The sequence below is a fragment of the Chelatococcus sp. GCM10030263 genome, assembly GCF_042666455.1.
Taxonomy (GTDB): domain Bacteria; phylum Pseudomonadota; class Alphaproteobacteria; order Rhizobiales; family Beijerinckiaceae; genus Chelatococcus.
Genome location: NZ_JBHTDB010000002.1, coordinates 547671 through 562217, shown reverse-complemented (window position 1 = coordinate 562217; position 14547 = coordinate 547671). Strand labels below are relative to the sequence as shown.

Annotated in this window: 17 protein-coding genes and 1 tRNA gene; 10 read left to right on the top strand and 8 right to left on the bottom strand. The window is 64.3% G+C overall.

The window, feature by feature from the left end:
• Positions 1 to 13: 13 nt before the first annotated feature.
• The gene (locus ACFQU1_RS02525) at positions 14 to 196 is read right to left on the bottom strand and encodes a hypothetical protein (protein ID WP_378128896.1); all 183 of its coding nucleotides are present in this window, start codon (positions 194 to 196) and stop codon (positions 14 to 16) included.
• Positions 197 to 528: 332 nt separating this feature from the next.
• Here ACFQU1_RS02525 and ACFQU1_RS02520 point away from each other — a divergent pair, with 332 nt between their 5' ends.
• Positions 529 to 792: a hypothetical protein gene (locus ACFQU1_RS02520; RefSeq protein ID WP_378128894.1), complete on the top strand. Its 264-nt coding sequence runs from the start codon at positions 529 to 531 to the stop codon at positions 790 to 792.
• A 42-nt stretch (positions 793 to 834) separates the two neighbouring features.
• On the opposite strand, the gene ACFQU1_RS02515 is transcribed toward ACFQU1_RS02520, so the two are convergent.
• Positions 835 to 1542, bottom strand: coding sequence for an orotate phosphoribosyltransferase (locus ACFQU1_RS02515; protein WP_378128892.1), 708 nt, complete (start codon positions 1540 to 1542; stop codon positions 835 to 837).
• Between the two features lie 325 nt (positions 1543 to 1867).
• Here ACFQU1_RS02515 and ACFQU1_RS02510 point away from each other — a divergent pair, with 325 nt between their 5' ends.
• The 5 genes from ACFQU1_RS02510 to ACFQU1_RS02490 all read left to right on the top strand — a co-directional run bounded on the left by ACFQU1_RS02510 (position 1868) and on the right by ACFQU1_RS02490 (position 8120).
• Positions 1868 to 2677: an ABC transporter permease gene (locus tag ACFQU1_RS02510; protein WP_378128890.1), complete on the top strand. Its 810-nt coding sequence runs from the start codon at positions 1868 to 1870 to the stop codon at positions 2675 to 2677.
• Between the two features lie 12 nt (positions 2678 to 2689).
• Positions 2690 to 3460, top strand: coding sequence for an ABC transporter ATP-binding protein (locus tag ACFQU1_RS02505; protein ID WP_378128888.1), 771 nt, complete (start codon positions 2690 to 2692; stop codon positions 3458 to 3460).
• 177 nt (positions 3461 to 3637) lie between these two features.
• Positions 3638 to 4762: an efflux RND transporter periplasmic adaptor subunit gene (locus tag ACFQU1_RS02500; protein ID WP_378128886.1), complete on the top strand. Its 1125-nt coding sequence runs from the start codon at positions 3638 to 3640 to the stop codon at positions 4760 to 4762.
• A gap of 112 nt (positions 4763 to 4874) precedes the next feature.
• Positions 4875 to 7946: an efflux RND transporter permease subunit gene (locus tag ACFQU1_RS02495; RefSeq protein WP_378128884.1), complete on the top strand. Its 3072-nt coding sequence runs from the start codon at positions 4875 to 4877 to the stop codon at positions 7944 to 7946.
• 99 nt (positions 7947 to 8045) lie between these two features.
• Positions 8046 to 8120, top strand: a tRNA-Gln gene (locus tag ACFQU1_RS02490).
• Between the two features lie 46 nt (positions 8121 to 8166).
• Here ACFQU1_RS02490 and ACFQU1_RS02485 read toward each other — a convergent pair.
• The 4 genes from ACFQU1_RS02485 to ACFQU1_RS02470 form a co-directional block, all read right to left on the bottom strand.
• Positions 8167 to 8472, bottom strand: coding sequence for a BrnA antitoxin family protein (locus tag ACFQU1_RS02485; protein WP_378128882.1), 306 nt, complete (start codon positions 8470 to 8472; stop codon positions 8167 to 8169).
• Positions 8469 to 8717, bottom strand: a complete 249-nt coding sequence (locus ACFQU1_RS02480) for a BrnT family toxin (RefSeq protein ID WP_378128880.1) — start codon at positions 8715 to 8717, stop codon at positions 8469 to 8471. The genes ACFQU1_RS02485 and ACFQU1_RS02480 overlap by 4 nt, the downstream gene beginning before the upstream one ends.
• A 106-nt stretch (positions 8718 to 8823) precedes the next feature.
• Positions 8824 to 9039, bottom strand: coding sequence for a DUF2945 domain-containing protein (locus ACFQU1_RS02475; protein WP_378128878.1), 216 nt, complete (start codon positions 9037 to 9039; stop codon positions 8824 to 8826).
• A gap of 18 nt (positions 9040 to 9057) precedes the next feature.
• On the bottom strand, positions 9058 to 9546 hold the full coding sequence (locus tag ACFQU1_RS02470) for a pyridoxamine 5'-phosphate oxidase family protein (protein WP_378128876.1): 489 nt from the start codon (positions 9544 to 9546) through the stop codon (positions 9058 to 9060).
• 183 nt (positions 9547 to 9729) lie between these two features.
• On the opposite strand from ACFQU1_RS02470, the gene ACFQU1_RS02465 reads away from it, so the two are divergent.
• Positions 9730 to 10083 carry a hypothetical protein gene (locus ACFQU1_RS02465; RefSeq protein ID WP_378128874.1) on the top strand — a complete coding sequence of 118 codons (354 nt, stop codon included), beginning with the start codon at positions 9730 to 9732 and terminating at the stop codon, positions 10081 to 10083.
• Between the two features lie 9 nt (positions 10084 to 10092).
• Here the strand turns inward: ACFQU1_RS02465 and ACFQU1_RS02460 are convergent, their stop codons facing one another.
• Together ACFQU1_RS02460 and ACFQU1_RS02455 are read right to left on the bottom strand one after the other, a co-directional pair.
• Complete coding sequence (locus ACFQU1_RS02460) at positions 10093 to 11193, bottom strand: polyamine ABC transporter substrate-binding protein (RefSeq protein ID WP_378128872.1); 1101 nt, start codon at positions 11191 to 11193, stop codon at positions 10093 to 10095.
• Between the two features lie 68 nt (positions 11194 to 11261).
• Entirely contained in the window at positions 11262 to 12419 is a 1158-nt protein-coding gene (locus ACFQU1_RS02455) for an aminotransferase (RefSeq protein ID WP_378128870.1), read from the bottom strand.
• A gap of 256 nt (positions 12420 to 12675) precedes the next feature.
• On the opposite strand from ACFQU1_RS02455, the gene cobU reads away from it, so the two are divergent.
• From cobU to ACFQU1_RS02440, 3 genes are all read left to right on the top strand, one after another.
• Complete coding sequence (gene cobU, locus ACFQU1_RS02450; RefSeq protein WP_378128868.1) at positions 12676 to 13185, top strand: bifunctional adenosylcobinamide kinase/adenosylcobinamide-phosphate guanylyltransferase; 510 nt, start codon at positions 12676 to 12678, stop codon at positions 13183 to 13185.
• Between the two features lie 10 nt (positions 13186 to 13195).
• Positions 13196 to 13810, top strand: coding sequence for a cob(I)yrinic acid a,c-diamide adenosyltransferase (gene cobO, locus ACFQU1_RS02445; protein ID WP_378128866.1), 615 nt, complete (start codon positions 13196 to 13198; stop codon positions 13808 to 13810).
• A 213-nt stretch (positions 13811 to 14023) separates the two neighbouring features.
• Positions 14024 to 14431 (top strand): VOC family protein, encoded by a 408-nt coding sequence (locus ACFQU1_RS02440; RefSeq protein WP_378128864.1) that lies wholly within the window; start codon positions 14024 to 14026, stop codon positions 14429 to 14431.
• Positions 14432 to 14547: the final 116 nt, after the last annotated feature.

The following is a 14547-nucleotide window of genomic DNA, read 5'->3' as shown; positions in this document are numbered from 1 at the left end:
TCTTCTCCTGCCTTCAGAAGCAACCGGCGACGGCCGCCGAAAGCCAGGCAACGAAGACGGCCTCGCCTTGGCTCGCCCATAGCAGAGCGCCGGCCACGAGCGCCAGCAGCCCGCCCGCCGCGATGAGCCCGCGGCGCAGCAAACGATCGTCAGATCTTGCGCGATCCTCCCCCAGGAGCGGGCCGGGAAGAGCCATGATCCAAGTTCCTCACACTGCGGATATCCGCCTGTCTCCCAAGATAATGCGGGACGGCGCGCAAAGCGAGGGGTCATGGCTCGCGACGTCCCCGTCCCACAAGTCGGCAACCAAATATTAGATTCCCTCATCAGATCTTGTATGATGCCGACGAATCAGTCGCTTCCCGGTCAGCATCGCTGGCGGGGCCGGTTTCATTATAATAAGATTTCCTACAAACTAGAATGCAGTCTCATAAGAAAATGTATTTAGCCGGGAGCTTTATACTTCGAGCTGTAGTGACTCTTGCCGCGTATTACGCTTAAGGCACGGATAGCCCGTGGGAGAGCTGTATGAGCAGCATGTCGCGACGTGACATCGACACACTCGTCGGCGAAGTCGATGAGCTGATCATCCAGGAAATGATCGGAACGGGCGCGAGCCGCGCCGAGCTCGCCGAGGCCCTGTCCCGGCTCGAAGCCGGCGCCGTGGCGCCACAGCAGGGACGGCCGTCTTCACGCCGCCGGATCCGCCGGCTTCTCGACCTTCTGATGGTGGTCGACCAGAGTGCAGGAGAACGACGCGAACGGCTTCGCCCGGCTCTGCGCCGGGCGTGAGCCCGGGTGCAATAGGCCCGCCGCTATCGGACCTTCGGGCCCTCACTCCTTCTTCTGGCCGAATTCCGAGATGCCACCGTGGGCTGCCGACCATTGCGCCGGCTGGTGCAGGAAGGCTTCCACCTCCGCCAGCATACCGGCGTCGAAATCGCCGCTCGCCTTGGCGACCTCGAGCACGTCCCACCAAGTGACGAGCGCATGCAGTTCGAGCCCGACCGCCTTGAGCTCGGCGCGCGCCTGCGGAAAGATGTCGTAGAAGAAGAGGACGAAGCAGTGGTCGACGGTCTGGCCGGCCGTGCGGATCGCCTCCGCAAAGGTCACCTTGCTGCGGCCGTCCGTCGCGAGATCCTCGACGAGGAGCGTGCGCGCGCCCTCCACCACCTCGCCCTCGATCTGGGCGTTGCGGCCGAAGCCCTTCGGCTTCTTGCGGATATATTGCATGGGCAGCATCAGGCGATCGGCGATCCAGGCCGCGAAGGGAATGCCCGCGGTCTCGCCTCCGGCGACGCAGTCGAGCGACTCATAGCCGATGTCGCGCAGGATCGTGGTCGTCGCGAAATCCATGAGACCGGCGCGCAGCCGCGGATAGGAAATCAGCTTGCGGCAGTCGGTATAGACGGGGCTCGCCCAGCCGGAGGTGAAAATGAACGGCTTTTCGGCATTGAAATGGATCGCCTTGACCTCGAGCATCATGCGCGCCGTCTGATGCGCGATCGTCCTTCTGTCCACCAGTGACGCTGATTCCACCATGGTCCTCTCCATTCTCCCTCGCGCCGCCCCGCCACAGATGCGGGAGCGCCGGTCGGGCCCCTGTCTCTAGCCGCAGGCGCGTTAGATCATCGGCCCGCCGATCCTGGCAAGCCCGTTCCTTGTCTGCCGCGCCAACCTGTCACTTTGCGTCGCCTTGACCCCTATCGTCGCCTTCGCTAGACAGCCGCTACTAATAGGAGGCCCTTCGTGGCTGCCGCTCGGCGGCGACCGGCACGACGGGCCATCGAGCGACGGAATCTTCCGCGGGCTGGGCGGGCCTTCTCCTCGTAGGCCAGACACACCCGATTGATCGAGACTCCATTCCATGTCCCTGCGCCCGACACGTCGCGACTGGCGGCTCATGCTGAACGATGTCGTGCGTGGCATCACCGCCTGGCACGTCTGGGTTCTGCTCGGTGTCAGCGACGTCCGGCAACGCTATAAGCGATCGCGCTTCGGGCAGTTCTGGATCACGCTCAGCATGGGCATTTTCGTCGGCGGCATCGGCGTGGTCTATGCATTTCTGTTCAAACAGCCGATCCGGGAATATCTGCCCTTCCTGGCAGTCAACATGATCGTCTGGACGCTGATCTCCGGCATCGTCAACGATGCAACCCTCGCCTTCGTTCAGGCGAGCGTCTATCTCAGGCAGGAGGCGATGCCGAAGACGACCTTCGTGATGCGCGTCCTCGTCCGCAATCTGATCGCCTTCGCGCATAATCTCATCATCATTCCCATCGTTTTCCTCGTCTTCCTGATCGTGCCGTCGCCCGTGGCGCTACTCGCCATTCCGGGGCTGGTGCTGATGATGGTGGCCGCCTTTCTCGTCACCGCGATCATCGGCATTCTCTCCACGCGATTTCGCGACCTGCCGCAGATCATCACCAATCTCCTGCAGATCGCCTTCTTCATGACGCCGGTGATGTGGCGGGTGGACCAGATGGGCAATGCCGCCTGGTATATCGTCGGCTTCAATCCCTTCGCTGTGTTCCTGCGCATCGTCGCCGAGCCACTGCACGGCCGTATCCCAGGGCTGGCGACCTATGTCAGCGCCTTCGTGGTGATCGCCGTGCTGGCGGCGATTGCGGCGCCGCTTTTCGCCAAGTTCCGGGCGCGTATCGTGTACTGGCTGTAGGTGGGATATCCGATGCCGTCGATCGATCTTGTCAATGTCTCGGTGGAGTTCCCGATCTACAACGCGCGCGGCCGTTCGCTGCGGTCGAGCCTGCTGCGTCGCGTCGGCGGCCAGATCGAGCAGGACGATACGGATGTGGTCACCGTCAGGGCCCTGCGCGACATCACCTTATCCTTGAAGGCCGGCGATCGCCTGGCCGTCGTGGGGCATAACGGTGCCGGCAAGTCGACCTTGCTGCGCGTCTTCTCCGGCTCGTACGAACCATCGAGTGGAACGGCGGATATCGAGGGGCGCATCTCCTCGCTTCTCGACATCACCATGGGCATGGATCCCGAGCTGACGGGCGCGGAAAACATCGTCCTGCGCGGCGTGTTCGTCGGCATGTCGATCGCCGAGGCGCGCTCCCGCATCGATGAGATCGCGGAATTTTCCGAGCTCGGCAATTATGTCCACCTGCCGATGCGGACCTATTCGAGCGGCATGACGCTCCGGCTCGCCTTCGCCATTTCGACCGCGGTGCCGCCGGACATCCTGCTGCTCGACGAGCTGATCAGCGTGGGTGATACGAATTTTGCCGAAAAGGCGCTCCTCCGGACGGAAGAGATGATGAACAACGCGAGCATCCTCGTGCTCGCCTCCCACGACAACAAAGTGCTTCGGCAATATTGCAACCGTGCGATCGTGCTGCACGAGGGCAGGATCCTCGCCCAGGGCAGCGTGGACGAGGTGATCGAGGCCTATGACGAGATGCGCGGCGCGCGCACGGCCGCGGCCGTGGACTGATCGACGCCCCATCCAGCGCCCAACGGGCATGCTGGCGAAGACGTGATTCCAAACCCAGACGTAATTGCTCGATAACGCTCCGTAGCTAGCCTACATATTTGTATGAGCAAAAGTTAACTTGATCGGCACGCGAGTTGCATAGCAGGATGCCGTGATCGGTTACGACATGGGGCGACGATGCGGAAGTCTCTTTGGGCAGTGGTGGGTCTGGTTGCACTGGCCTCTGCCGGGGCTTTCGTGCTGGAAAGCGGCAATTCCGGGCTGACGCCCATCGCAGGGTTGCGCGAGGCGATCTTCGGCGAAGCCCGGGCGCGCGACGAAGCGCCCAAGCCCGTGCGGCAGGCGAGCGCCCTGCCCGTAGAGGCGATCAAGCCACGCCAGGGCACCAGCAGCTCCGATATCCAGGCGGTCGGGGGCCTGCAGTCCGATGAATCGGTGATCGTCTCTTCGGAGATCGCCGGCCGGGTGTCCGAAATCCTATTCAAGGAGGGCGAAGCGGTCGAGGAGGGGGCTATCCTCGTGAAGCTCGACGGCTCCTTGACGGAGGCGGAGCTCGCCGACGCCCGCGCGCGGCTCGATCTCGCCGAATCGAACTACAAGCGCACCAACGCGCTCGCCAAGAGCGGCAATGCCACAGAGCGCGCCAATGACGAGGCCTTCGCGGCGCTCGCCACCGCCCGGGCGGCCGTCGCGCTCATGGAGGCGCGCTTCGACAAGCTTTCGATTGGCGCGCCCTTCCCCGGCGTGCTCGGCATGCGCAAGGTGTCGGTGGGCGCCTATCTCAGCCCAGGCGCACAAATCGTCAATCTCGAGAAGATCGACACGCTCAAGGTCGATTTCAAAGTCCCGGAAATTTATCTGGCGCAGGTCTCCGTCGGCCAGACCATCGAGCTCACGGTCGATGCCCTGCCCGGCCGCACCTTTACCGGCACGATCTATGCCATCGATCCGATGGTCGATGTGAACGGGCGGGCGCTGACGATCCGGGCGCGGCTGTCCAATCCAGGGCTGGTGCTCCGCCCCGGCCTTTTCGCGCGCATTACGATCAAGGGCGAGACCACCCAGAACGTCGTCTTCCTTCCCGAAGAGGCCATCGTGCCGCGCGGCAAGGACACGCTCGTCTACCAGATCGTCGACGGCAAGGCGGTTGAAACAAAGGTCCAGCTCGGCACCCGCAAGGCCGGCGAGGTGGAGATCGTCGACGGGCTCGGTCCCGACGCGATGGTCGTCACCGCAGGCCAGCTCCGGCTGCGCGACGGGGCTCCCGTCGAAATCACGGTAGGCCCGCCGCGGGAAAGCTGACGGCGGCGGGACTGGTACGGCATGTGCGGCGATGCGCAGCCACCCGGCGAGCGCCGTGATGCAGCGACCGGGCTGGTCGGCGACTGACGCCATCAAGTGAAAGGCGCGACTGATGAACTTGTCGGAGCTCTGCATCCGCAGACCGGTTTTTGCGACGGTGCTGAGCCTGATTATCGTGCTCATCGGCGCCGTGTCCTACGACCGGCTGACGGTCCGCGAATATCCGAATATCGACGAGCCCGTGGTCTCGGTCTCGACGACCTATCCCGGTGCCTCGGCCACCATCATGGAAAGCCAGGTCACGCAGGTGCTGGAGGGCTCGATCGCCGGCATCGCCGGCATCGACGTGATCGAATCCACGAGCCGCTCGGAGTCGAGCCGCATCACCGTGCGCTTCCAGTTGGGCGTCGATGCCGACGTCGCGGCGAGCGACGTGCGCGATCGCGTCAGCCGGGTGCGCCGGCGCCTTCCGGACGAAATCGACGAGCCGGTCATCGCCAAGGTCGAGGCCGATGCACAGCCGGTGATCTACCTCTCCTTCATGGCCAAAACCATGAATGCGCTGGAGCTCACCGACTATGTCGACCGCTATGTCGTCAACCGCCTGAAGAACCTGACCGGCGTTGCCGATGTGACGATCTTCGGCGAGCGCCGCTATGCCATGCGCATCTGGATCGATCGCGAGCGCCTCGCCGCCTATAACCTCACCGTCCAGGATATCGAGAACGCGCTGCGGGCGCAGAATGTCGAGCTGCCGTCGGGCCGCATCGAGAGCCGCGATCGCGAGTTCACGGTGCTCTCCCGCACCGGGCTGACGACGCCGGAGCAGTTCGAGAACATCGTCATCAAGCTGTCCGGCAATTACCAGGTCAAGATGAAGGAGGTGGCGCGCGTCGAGCTCGGCGCCGCGGATGAGCGTCGCGACGGCCGCTACAACGGCGCGACCAGCGTAACCGTCGGCATCGTCAAACAGGCTGTTGCCAATCCGCTCGACGTTTCGAACGCCCTGCGCGCCGTTCTGCCGGAGATCAACGCCTCGCTGCCGGAGGGCGTGAGCGCCGAGATCGCCCATGACACGGCCGTCTTCATCGATCGCTCGATTCAAGCGGTCTACCACACTATCGCCGAGGCGATCGGGCTCGTGGTGCTCGTCATTCTCTTCTTCCTGCGCTCGCTGCGCGCCTCGCTCATTCCGATCGTCACGATCCCGATCTCGCTGATCGCCTCCTTCACCGTCATGTATGCGATGGGCTTCAGCATCAACACGCTGACGCTGCTCGCCATGGTGCTCGCCATCGGCCTGGTGGTGGACGATGCGATCGTCGTCTTGGAGAACATCCACCGCCATATCGAAGACGGCATGAAGCCGATGGCGGCGGCCATCAAGGGCATCCGGGAAATCGGCTTTGCCGTCGTCGCCATGACGCTGACGCTGGCGGCGGTCTATGCGCCGGTCGCCTTCTCGCCCGGCCGGACGGGGCGCCTCTTCCTCGAATTTGCCTTGACGCTCGCCGGTGCGGTGATCGTCTCGGGCTTCGTGGCCCTGACGCTGACGCCGATGATGTGCTCGAAGATCCTGAAGCACGATCCCAATCCGGGCCGTGTTTTCGTGATGCTCGAGCGCGGCTTCGCTGCCTTCGAGCGCGGCTACCGGCGGATCCTCGTCGGTTCCCTCAAGCTGCGCTGGCTGGTCGTTCTCCTCGCCGCCGGCGTCGCCGGCATGAGCGCCTATTACTTCACGCATCTAAGGGCGGAGCTCGCGCCGGTCGAGGACCGCGGCGTGGTGATGGTCCGCGGCAGCGGCCCGGAAGGCGCGACGCTGGCCTATATGAGCCGCTATGCCGGGCAGATCGAAGAGATGCTGAGCGCCATCCCGGAAGTGCGCTCTGTGCTTATCATCCTGGGCTTCCCCGAAATCACCAATTTCATAGCCATCGGCCGCATGAAGGACTGGGACGAGCGTGGCGTGAAGCAGCAGGAGGTGGCGGCCGCGATGCGCGACAAGCTCGCCGGCATCCCCGGCGTGCAGGCCTATGCCAACAATCCCCCGTCGCTCGGCCAGCGCGGTTCGTCGCGACCCATCGAATTCGTCATCCAGACCTCCGGCACCTATGAGGAGCTCCAGGGCTTCGTCGACAAATTCATGGACCGGGCGGGGGACTATCCCGGCTTCGTCAATCTCGATTCCGACTTGAAGCTCAACAAGCCGGAATTCCGCATCGAGCTCGATCGCGACAAGGTCGCCGATATGGGCCTCGATGTCTCGGTGGTCGGCCGTACGCTGGAGACGCTGCTCGGCGGCCGCCAGGTGACGCGCTTCGAAATCGATGGTGAGCAGTACGACGTCTACGTGCAGATGGCGGCCGAAGACCGCGCTTCGCCCTCGACGCTGTCCACGATCTTCCTGCGGGCGCCGTCCGGCGAGATGGTGCAGCTTTCCAATGTGGTGCGCGTCTCCGAATCGGTCGCGCCGAAGGAGCTGCGACGCTTCAATCAGCTGCGCTCTGCCACCATCGCGGCCAATCTCGCGCCGGGCTACGCGCTCGGCGACGGCCTCGCCTATCTCGAACAGGCGGCACGGGACGTGCTGCCGCAGACCGTGCAGACCGACCTGAGCGGCCAAAGCCGCGAATTCCAGGCATCGAGCCAGAGCCTTGCCATGGTCTTCATGCTGGCGATCGGCTTCATCTATCTTGTGCTTGCGGCGCAGTTCGAAAGTTTTCGCGATCCGGTCATCATCCTGCTCACGGTGCCGCTCTCGATGACGGGCGCGCTGGCTGCGCTCTACTACGCGGACGGCACGCTCAACGTCTATTCGCAGATCGGCCTCGTCACGCTCGTCGGGCTCATCACCAAACACGGCATCCTGATCGTCGAATTCGCGAATCAGCAGCAGGAGGCCGGCCGCGACCGGTTGAACGCCGTGGTCGAGGCAGCCACGCTGCGGCTGCGGCCCATTCTGATGACGACGGGCGCCATGGTGCTCGGCGCCGTGCCGCTCGCGCTCTCGGAAGGCGCCGGCGCCGAAAGCAGGCAGCAGATCGGCCTCGTCATTGTCGGCGGCATGACGCTCGGCACCATCCTGACGCTCTTCGTCGTGCCGGTCGTCTACAGCCTGATCGGCCGCCGCCACCGCCAGCCGGAAGCGCTGGAAGCGAGCCACGCCGTCGCACCGGCCGAATAGCAAAACTCACATCCGTGAGCGCGCGCCGGCATTGCCATCGCGGCGGCGCCGAACTATGGTCCGGCCCGCTCGCCGTGCCTTGGCCGGTGGAGCCCGCGTTGGGGCGTAGCCAAGTGGTAAGGCAGCGGATTTTGATTCCGCCACGCGGAGGTTCGAATCCTCCCGCCCCAGCCATCGTATCCGGCGCGCAACTGCGCCGGCCGGGTGCGTTCACCCCATCTTACACTTTTGCCTTTTCCAGGATCGCCGCCATCTTGGCGCGCCAGTCTTCGCCAGCCGCCCGGAACTTAGCGATGGTTCGCGGGTCGAGGCGAAGGGTCACGGCCTCCTTTGGCGCCTCGACGCGTGGCCGCCCGCGCGTCCGGCGGATGCTCGCCGCGAGCTCGGGAAAGACCTCGGCGAAAGGTCGGGCCTGAGCGAGCTGCTCTTCAGTTGCCTCCGGGGCATTCGGATCACTCGCGATCTGCCGCTGGATGCAGGCTTCCTCCTCGTCGGAGATGTCGAGGCGCGGGTGTCTTTTCGTCATTTGAGGATCCTCCTCTCCTTGCGGCTCGCGGGCCGCATAGAGACAACCGAAAGGGCTTCCTTGCCCAGCGGGCGAAAAAACACCGCGAGGATCTCGCCGTTGAATTCACCGATCGCCATGAATCGTCCTACCTTGGCAGGGAGGATGCGCGCCGCCTCAAAGAACTCGACATCGAGCTCGGCAAAGTCGAAGCCGTGTTTCTCGATGTTGGCGAGCCGCTTCGGCTCGTCGAAAATGATCAACATGAATTACGTACACGAAAAATGAGCGCATATCAATATGCGTGTACGGAAATGCGAATGTCAAAGGCGGGGCCGTTACGGCCCGTATGCGGTCCGGACGCGGCCCCGGTCAGCCCTTCTTCCTCAGCTCCTCCGGCTTGTGCGCCGCGCGCTTACCGGACTTGTCACTTTCGACGATGAACTGCGGGTTGTCCTTGGACGCGGCAACCTGGTGGCGCTTGATGTGGGTTTCGGAGGTTTGCTTCTTGACGACCGTGCCGTGGGTCTCGCCTTGGCTCGTGTCCCAAGCGACCTTGTCGCCCTTCTTGAAGTCCTTGGCCGCCACGGTCCGCTCCCGGCAATGTCAGCTCAGATCGACTTTTGCGACCTTGTCCTGGACGTCCTTCTTGGGATCCAGCCCCAAGAGCATTTTGACGCCCGCCACCAGGCTCGACGCGTCGGCCCACACTTGCCCCTCGTCTGGGTCGAGCCGCAGCAGGGCGAGCTTGGGGTCATCCTTGCCGCCCTCGTACCAGGCGGCCACGTAGCGGTTCCACAGCCGGTCGACCACCGCCCTGTCGGTGTCCACACGGAGGTTGCCGTGCACGGCGGCGAAGACATCGTGATCCTTGGAGGCGAAGGTCGCGACGGCGCGGTCGCCGCCGTGCAGCTGGCGCACCAAGTCATTGTCCTTCGTCGTGAAGAACCAGATCGGACCGCCTTCGTCTCCGTCCAGGAGCGCGGTCATCGGGCGCGTATGCCCTTCCGCGACACCGCTGATGCCGAGCATCATGGTCATGTCGGATTTCAGGGCCTTCCAGAACTTCGCTTCCAATTCGGCTGGCTTGGTCATGCTGCTTCTCCCTCGCCGACTTTAACGAGGCGCCGATGCCGAGGGTTCCCTTCGCTCCGGTCAGCGGGCGAATAGGTCGCCTCGCTTGCCATAAATCCGTGTGGACATGCACCGCCTGATGGCAAAAGCCCGCGATCGCGCTATGGCTGTCAACGATCAGGTGATCGCGGAGGAAGGATGCTCATGCCGCTCGTCGTGTGCTCGCGTCGGACGAAAGCCCTCTTGATCGGCATCGGCTTGGTGGTGCTCGCACCCTTGCCGGCGGCAGCGCAGGCGCGCACGGCCGCCTGCCAGCGCGATCTCCTGGTCATCGATTCGACCCTGCGCGAAGCGATGCAGCGCCTGGAAGCGGCGGGCGACGCCTCGGACGCCGACAAATGCGCCGCCTACCGCAGCCACATCGAGACAATGCGCAAGGCGAGCGCCGTGTTCGCGCGCTGTACCACGGGACGCGAACGCGAGGAAAACGTCGGCCAGATGAATGCCTCCGTGGCCGATTTTCAGGCGCTCATCCGCGCCCGCTGCGATAAGCCCTGAGGCCCTGCCTCACCGCCCGGTCTTGATGCGCGTCCAGAGGCGCGTCACCGTCCGCTGGGCCGTGTCGTCATAGGCGGTGTTCGTGAAGAGCCGCTTCATCGTCGCATCGTCCGGATAGATGCCGGGGTTGTTCAGGATGGCGGGATCGACGAATTTCTTGGCCGCCAGATTGCCGCTCGCATAGGACACGACATCGACGTTGCGCGCCGCGATCTCCGGGCGATTCATGAAATCGATGAAGGCATGCGCCTCCTCCACATGCGCGGCATCGGCCGGGATCGCCATGGAGTCGAACCACATCAGCGCGCCTTCCTTCGGAATGACATAGCCGATGTTCACGCCGTTCTTCGCCTCCTCGGAGCGGCTCTTGGCCTGCAGCACGTCGCCGGAATAGCCGACGGCCACGCAGATGTCGCCGTTGGCGAGGGCGTTGATATATTCGGAGGAGTGGAACTTGCGGATATTGCCGCGCACCTTCATCAACGCATCGGCCGCTTTGCGCAGGTCTTTCGGGTCCTTCGAATCCGGGTTGAGGCCGAGATAATTGAGGATGCCGGGGAAGAGATCCTCCGGCGAATCGAGCATGTAGATGCCGCAGTCCTTAAGCTTCGACGCGATCTCCGGCTTCATCACGAGATCCCAGGTATTGAACGGGACGTCGCCGAGCCGCTCCTTCACCTTGTCGAGATTGAGGCCGAGGCCGGTCGTGCCCCACATATAGTTCACGGCATAGACATTGCCGGGGTCGAAGACGCCGAGCTGTTTCGTGATCTCCGGCCACATGTTCGAAAGGTTCGGTATCTTCGCCTTGTCGATCGGCTGGAAGACCTTGGCCTTGATCTGGCGCTGCAGAAAGGGCCCGGAGGGCACCACGATATCGTAGCCGGACTTGCCGGCGAGCAGCTTCGTCTCGACGATCTCATTGTTGTCGTAGGTGTCGTAGACGACCTTGATGCCGGTTTCCTTGGTGAATTCGTCGAGAACGGCCGGGTCGATATAGTCGGACCAGTTATAGACGTTGACGACCTTCTCCTGCGCGGCGGCGGCGCCGGCAAACGCCGCGAGCACGGCGATGGGCGCTAAGGAACGGATCAGCAAGAAACGAATCATCGATTTTGCCCCCAACTCTAGTGCGATTTTGCGCCAAAGTTAGGAGAGCGGCGCGCACGCCGCAACCGTTACCTCGTCAATCCGGCGAGGCGCTCGAGCGCCCGGTCGAGGGTCTCGTTCGTCTTGGCGAAGCAGAAGCGCACGACATGGCGCAGGCTGCCTTCCGCATAGAAGGCGCTGACGGGAATGGCCGCCACGCCGTGCTCGGACACGAGACGCTTGCAGAAGGCGACGTCGTCGCTCTCGCCCAGCGGCGTAATGTCGATATTGAGGAAATAGGTGCCGTGGCTCGGCAGCACTGCAAAGCCGAGCTCGGCGAGGCCGCTGGCAAAACGGTCGCGGCTTGCCGCGAAATCGGCGCGCATGCCGGCGAAATAGCTGTCGGGCTTGGTGAGGCCATAGGCCACGGCCACTTGCAGGTTCGGCGGTGTCGTGAAGGTGAGAAACTGATGCGCCTTGGCGAGCACCTTGAGGAGGTCCGGCGCGGCGCAGACGAAGCCTACCTTCCAGCCGGTCAATGAAAAGATCTTACCGGCCGAGCCGATCTTCACCGTGCGTTCGCGCATGCCCTCCTCGGCCATGAGCGGCCGGTGCCGGCGACCGTCGAAGATGACATGTTCCCACACCTCGTCGCAGACGGCGACCGCATCGTATTTCACGCAGAAACGCGCGAGCAGTTCGAGATCCTCTTTCGGGAAGACGACGGCGGAGGGATTGAGCGGGTTGTTGAAGAGCACCACCTTGGTCTTCGGCGAGAAGGCCTTGGCGAGCGCCTCCTCGGTCAGGCGCCAATGGGGCGGCTCCAGCGCGACGAAACGCGGCACGCCGCCGGCGCGGCGCACGAGCGGCAGATAGGCGTCGTACATCGGCTCGAAGAGCACGACCTCGTCGCCCGGCTCGATGAGCGCGAAGAGTGCGCCGGCGATCGCTTCCGTCGCGCCGGAGGTGATCATCACCTCCTCGGGCACGAGGTCGAGCCCCTGGTGGTGGGCATAATGGGCCGCGACCGCCGTGCGCAGCTCCGGCAGGCCGAGCATCGGCGGATACTGGTTCCAGCCCGACACGACCGCTTCGGCCGCCTTGGCGCGCACGTCCTCCGGCCCGCGATCATCGGGAAAGCCCTGGCCGAGATTGACCGCGCCCGTTTCGCGGGCGAGTTGCGACATGACCTCGAAGACGGTGGTGGGCAAGGCGGCGAAAACGCGATTGGCAAAAACGCGATCCATGGGCGCTCCCTCGGGCCGCCGATGCAGGGCGGTCGCGGCACTGGCTTAACACCGCTCGCGCCGGCGATGAAGGCATGTGTGCGAGCGCACCTCCTGAAAAGGGCACGTGGTGCACCTTCTCTCGCGTCGACCCGGTGACCGGCCGTCTGGACCGATTTACTGCGGTGCCCCCTCCCAGCCGTACAGGGCACCGGGTCGATTCCCCCCTATCTCCGTTGTTCTTGCCAATCGCCAGCCGGCATGACACCAAAGAGTCATGACGGCGTTTCTCACATTGGTGATCGGCGGCGCGCGTTCCGGCAAGAGCCAGGCGGCGGAGCAACGCATCTGCGCCCATGCGCCGCCCTGGATCTATGTGGCGACGGCGGAGACGGGCGATGCCGAAATGGCGGAGCGTGTCGCGCTGCATCGCACCCGCCGCGACGAGGGCTGGGTGACCTGCGAGGAGCCTTTCGACCTGGTCGAGGCGCTCGACGATGCGCCGCAGGGCGCGCCGGTTCTCGTGGACAGCCTGACGATCTGGCTTTCCAACATCATGCTCGCCGAACATGACGTGGTCGGCGAATGCGATCGCCTGATCGCCCGGCTCGAAGCCAACGACCGGCCGCTCGTCATCGTCAGCGACGAGGTCGGGCTGGGCATCGTGCCGGACAACGCGCTCGCACGCCGTTTCCGCGACCATGCCGGCGTCCTCAATCAACGGGTGGCGGAGGTGGCCGATGAGGTCGTGATGATGATCGCCGGCCTTCCCATGAAGCTGAAGTGAGGAGATGCGCGTGAGCGAACCGACGGCCGAGGAGGCCGCCCGCCATCGCGAGAAGATGCAGAAGCGCAAGGCCGTGCAAGACGCGGAGGTCGCTTCCAAGACGGTCGAGAAAGGCCTGCTGATCGTCCATACCGGCAAGGGCAAGGGCAAATCGACCGCCGCCTTCGGCCTCATGCTCAGGGCGCTCGGCCATGGCTGGGCGGTCGGCGTCGTGCAGTTCATCAAGGGCGCCTGGTCGACCGGCGAGCGGGCAGCGCTCGCCCCCTTCGGCGAGCGCATCCGCTGGTACAGCATGGGCGAGGGCTTCACCTGGGAGACGCAGGATCGGGCGCGCGACGTCGCCGCCGCCACCCGCGCCTGGGAGCAGGCAAAAGCCCTGATGGCCGATCCCACAATCCGCCTCGTCGTACTCGACGAACTCAATATCGCGTTGCGCTACGACTATCTGCCGCTTGCCGAGGTGGTGGAGACGCTAAAAAGCCGCCGGGCGGACCTGCACGTCGTCGTCACCGGCCGCAACGCCAAGCCCGAACTGATCGAGGCCGCTGATCTCGTGACCGAGATGACGGTGGTGAAGCACCATTTCGACGCCGGCGTGCGCGCGCAGGAGGGGATCGAGTTTTAGGGGCTTCGCATATGAAAGAGCGCGAACCTGCTCTCTCCCCCTCTGAGGGGGAGAGGTGGAGAGGGGGGTGGAAATGGGTTCGCCGCCCAGTGCGATACCCCCCACCCTAACCCTCCCCCACAAGGGGGGAGGGAGCGGCCGCCGCATGCGATAGCTCTCCTTGTGAAGGCGGGGCGCCTCTACGATCGCCGGCATCACAGTAACGAGGTATCCATGTCCGTGCTGATCAATATCGACGTTCCCGACCTCGGCGCGGGGATCGCCTTCTATACGGCGGCCTTCGGCTTGACGGTGCAGCGCCACCTCGGGGATCACGTCGCGGAGCTCGCCGGCTGGTCCGTGCCGCTCTTCCTCCTGGAGAAGGCGGCCGGCACGATCGGCGCCGGCACGAACCCGCGCAGCTATGAGCGCCATTGGACGCCCGTGCATCTCGACGTCGTCGTCGAGGATATCGATCAGGCGATCAAGCAGGCGGTCGCGGCCGGCGCGCGGCTCGAACACGATGTACGAACAGCCCCATGGGGGAAGATCGCGGTCGTCGCCGACCCCTTCGGCCACGGCTTCTGTGTCATCCAATTCCTCAATCGCGGCTATGACGAGATTGCGAGTGCTGCGGGCTAGCGAGCCAACCGGATGAACTCTCCATGGCCAGCGTCATGGCCGGGCTTGACCCGGCCATCCCGATCGGTAAAACGCCGCGCTTTTCCGATCGGGATCCCCGGCTCAAGGCCGGGGAT

Excerpts from the sequence above, each read along its gene's own strand:
- ACFQU1_RS02440 (WP_378128864.1), top strand. The coding sequence starts at position 14,024 with ATGTCCGTGCTGATCAATATCGACGTTCCCGACCTCGGCGCGGGGATC.
- ACFQU1_RS02520 (WP_378128894.1), top strand. The coding sequence starts at position 529 with ATGAGCAGCATGTCGCGACGTGACATCGACACACTCGTCGGCGAAGTC.
- ACFQU1_RS02525 (WP_378128896.1), bottom strand. The coding sequence starts at position 196 with ATGGCTCTTCCCGGCCCGCTCCTGGGGGAGGATCGCGCAAGATCTGAC.
- ACFQU1_RS02510 (WP_378128890.1), top strand. The coding sequence starts at position 1,868 with ATGTCCCTGCGCCCGACACGTCGCGACTGGCGGCTCATGCTGAACGAT.
- cobU (WP_378128868.1), top strand. The coding sequence starts at position 12,676 with ATGACGGCGTTTCTCACATTGGTGATCGGCGGCGCGCGTTCCGGCAAG.
- ACFQU1_RS02505 (WP_378128888.1), top strand. The coding sequence starts at position 2,690 with ATGCCGTCGATCGATCTTGTCAATGTCTCGGTGGAGTTCCCGATCTAC.
- ACFQU1_RS02465 (WP_378128874.1), top strand. The coding sequence starts at position 9,730 with ATGCCGCTCGTCGTGTGCTCGCGTCGGACGAAAGCCCTCTTGATCGGC.
- ACFQU1_RS02495 (WP_378128884.1), top strand. The coding sequence starts at position 4,875 with ATGAACTTGTCGGAGCTCTGCATCCGCAGACCGGTTTTTGCGACGGTG.
- ACFQU1_RS02480 (WP_378128880.1), bottom strand. The coding sequence starts at position 8,717 with ATGTTGATCATTTTCGACGAGCCGAAGCGGCTCGCCAACATCGAGAAA.
- ACFQU1_RS02485 (WP_378128882.1), bottom strand. The coding sequence starts at position 8,472 with ATGACGAAAAGACACCCGCGCCTCGACATCTCCGACGAGGAGGAAGCC.
- ACFQU1_RS02455 (WP_378128870.1), bottom strand. The coding sequence starts at position 12,419 with ATGGATCGCGTTTTTGCCAATCGCGTTTTCGCCGCCTTGCCCACCACC.
- ACFQU1_RS02460 (WP_378128872.1), bottom strand. The coding sequence starts at position 11,193 with ATGATTCGTTTCTTGCTGATCCGTTCCTTAGCGCCCATCGCCGTGCTC.
- ACFQU1_RS02515 (WP_378128892.1), bottom strand. The coding sequence starts at position 1,542 with ATGGTGGAATCAGCGTCACTGGTGGACAGAAGGACGATCGCGCATCAG.
- ACFQU1_RS02500 (WP_378128886.1), top strand. The coding sequence starts at position 3,638 with ATGCGGAAGTCTCTTTGGGCAGTGGTGGGTCTGGTTGCACTGGCCTCT.
- ACFQU1_RS02470 (WP_378128876.1), bottom strand. The coding sequence starts at position 9,546 with ATGACCAAGCCAGCCGAATTGGAAGCGAAGTTCTGGAAGGCCCTGAAA.